This window comes from Leclercia barmai (genome assembly GCF_049312895.1).
Lineage (GTDB): Bacteria > Pseudomonadota > Gammaproteobacteria > Enterobacterales > Enterobacteriaceae > Enterobacter > Enterobacter barmai.
In genome coordinates, this window is sequence record NZ_JBMNWZ010000031.1 from 1 (window position 1) to 209 (window position 209).

1 rRNA gene is annotated in these 209 nt (G+C 52.2%); it reads right to left on the minus strand.

The features are described 5' to 3' along the window. Nucleotides 1-209: ribosomal RNA gene (locus ACOYA6_RS23085) — 23S ribosomal RNA — on the minus strand; the annotation flags it as partial.

Consider the following 209-nt stretch of genomic DNA (forward strand, 5'->3'; position numbering starts at 1 on the left):
GTGTGCTTTCATGTACGGGACTATCACCCTGTACCGTCGGACTTTCCAGACCGTTCCACTAACACACAAGCTGATTCAGACTCCGGGCTGCTCCCCGTTCGCTCGCCGCTACTGGGGGAATCTCGGTTGATTTCTTTTCCTCGGGGTACTTAGATGTTTCAGTTCCCCCGGTTCGCCTCGTTAACCTATGTATTCAGTTAACGATAGTG